This window comes from Nostoc sp. CHAB 5715 (assembly GCF_020829685.1).
Lineage (GTDB): Bacteria > Cyanobacteriota > Cyanobacteriia > Cyanobacteriales > Nostocaceae > Nostoc.
On record NZ_JAIVFR010001010.1, the window covers coordinates 1 to 2,572 of the forward strand.

Annotated in this window: 2 protein-coding genes and 1 pseudogene; all 3 read left to right on the forward strand. The window is 41.3% G+C overall.

Features of this window, described 5'->3' with window-relative positions; genetic code table 11:
- The first annotated feature begins 133 nt into the window (after positions 1 to 133).
- Positions 134 to 424, forward strand: coding sequence for an Asp-tRNA(Asn)/Glu-tRNA(Gln) amidotransferase subunit GatC (gene gatC, locus LC574_RS35085; protein ID WP_229458229.1), 291 nt, complete (start codon positions 134 to 136; stop codon positions 422 to 424).
- A gap of 178 nt (positions 425 to 602) precedes the next feature.
- Positions 603 to 1,571, forward strand: a complete 969-nt coding sequence (locus LC574_RS35090; protein WP_229458230.1) for a glutathione S-transferase family protein — start codon at positions 603 to 605, stop codon at positions 1,569 to 1,571.
- 803 nt (positions 1,572 to 2,374) lie between these two features.
- Positions 2,375 to 2,572 (forward strand): annotated as a pseudogene (locus LC574_RS35095) (hypothetical protein); the annotation flags it as partial.

Consider the following 2,572-nt stretch of genomic DNA (forward strand, 5'->3'; position numbering starts at 1 on the left):
AGTTCATCCAACTGGCTGAAAACCACCGGGCGATCGCAAATGGACGTATTCTTTTAGTAATTAGTCATTAGTTCTTTGTCATTTGCTAAGGACTAATGACCAATGACAAATGACCAATGACAAATGACAATTTATGATTGACCAAGAACAAGTTCATAAAGTAGCCAATCTTGCTCGTTTAGAATTGACTCCCGAAGAAGAAGAACAATTCACTACCCAGTTAGGAAGTATTCTGGATTATATTCAACAGTTGGATGAACTTGATGTTAGCAATGTGCCCCCAACAACACGGGCAATTGATGTCAGCAACATCACACGAGAGGATAAATTGCAACCCTATCCTGACCGAGAAAGCATCCTCAACAGTGCGCCTGAACAGGAAGGCGAATTTTTCAAAGTACCAAAAATCCTCAACGCTCAATAGTCAAAAGTGAGCTAGCGCGGTCTTCTCCCAAGGGGAGACGCCAAGGGCGATGGGGGTTCCCCCCATGAGCGACTGGCTGCCTTCGCAGCGTTAGCGAGCTTGCGAGCGTCACCCCGAAGGGGTCAAAAGTCTAAAGTTTTAGATTCTTGACTGTTGACTAATAACTAAGGAGATAATTATGGGTTTGGGAATTCTTAAAAATGGTCAGTGGATATCTCAAAGGGATCAAGAAGACTCAGAAGGTAAATTTATCCGTCCATCAACTACTTTCCGCAACCACATTACGTCTGATGGTTCTAGTGGGTTGAAAGCTGAAGCGGGGCGCTATCATCTGTATATTTCTTGGGCTTGCCCTTGGGCGTGTCGCACCGCTATTATCCGCCAATTGAAAGGACTCCAAGATGTCATTGGGTTATCGGTTGTTGCAGCAGAAATTGATCAAAATAGCTGGGAATTTGGTGATGAACCGGGGTGCATTCCCGATACAGTCAACGGTACTCAGTATCTTTGGCAACTTTATCTGAAGGCTGACCCTAACTATAGTGGGCGGGTGACAGTTCCAGTTTTATGGGATATCCAAAATGGGACAATTGTCAATAATGAATCCCGCGAAATCATTCGGATGTTTGATACAGAATTCAATGCTTTCACTAAACAAAATATCAACTTTTATCCAGAACATTTACAAAAAGTAATTGACGAGACGATTGATACAATTTATCAACCAATAAATAACGGTGTCTACCGGGCGGGATTTGCTACTACTCAGTCGGCTTATGATGAAGCAGTAACGGAATTATTCACCGCTCTCGACTACTGGGAAAAAGTACTGGGAAATCAACGCTATCTTTGCAAAAATCAAATTACTGAGGCGGACTGGTGTATGTTCACTACTCTGTTTCGTTTCGATGTAGTTTATTATGTGCATTTCAAATGCAACTTACGCAGGATTGTAGATTATCCGAATCTGTGGAATTATCTCAAAGAACTTTACCAACTGCCGGGAGTTAAAGAAACTTGCAATCTTGACCACATCAAACGGCATTATTACAGAAGCCATCCCCAAGTTAACCCAACTCGCATCGTTCCAAAAGGGCCACTGATTGATTTTGATGCGCCCCATAACCGGGATAAAATATTTGCTTGATTAACACTGCTGGTCTTTAACTGTTTTGTTAGCTTGTCGTGTCATCGCTTCATCTGGGGTAAAAAATTTAAAAGCATTAATTTTTGCAAAATATACGTTATCCATTACAAATACTCGAAATCACAGTAATTCGATAAAATTTAGAGGATATTTGAAAAATCCTTTTGTCGAGCTTGAAAACAACTAGCAGTGCTGCGGAATTCTTCTTTTAAGAGAAGTTACAAAATTTCGGTTTCACCTTCGGTTAGAGCGCCCAACATTAGACGATGGTGAAAATCCCCAACCACTCGGATGTGACCCCGTAAAGACAGCCAAAAGGGGGCCGTTAAATAATTAACTTGTGTGAAAGGTCTTCGTGAGTTTCTACGGTTATAACAGAAGGCGACATTAGGATACACTGGCTTTTGAATACATCGGAAGTTCAGCAGCAACAAACAAAATCGCTGCTGGTGACTGCCTCTCTAGTATCCTATTGCTTTTTGCTGTATGAAACTTACTTAAATCTACGGCGAGTCTCTCTCAAGAAGGTTTTTTAGCATTTAAAAAGACTCCCACTGTTTTGAGGCTATAGTCTTAGAATATTTACAAGCTTTACTTACGAATTAGCTCTCTCTAGAGAAAGTAACGTTTTTGCTGTCTAAGCTGACATTCTACCTGTTTCTATTGGTATCTGTGTAGCTTAACAAATCAGCGAATTCATTAATATTAAGCCTGTTTTACTATTTAGTTTCTTACCCTGACCTATTAGACAGCTAGAGTGTTCATTTCACTTTGTTCAATAGCTTTTAGCCCTTATCGCTCCCATGCTGACCCATCACCGCAAGCCCGTGTGCTTATCACTTATTTCCACTGACCTACCAATCTGGTCTGTTGTGGAAACTGCCGCGACATTGTATCAAAAAGATACTGATAGATTCCATTTGCTGCTGACTGCACCACCCCTAATTAGCTGTGAAGCAGAGACTGTCGTAAGTCCAGAGGATACACTTCCCCAAAGTAAG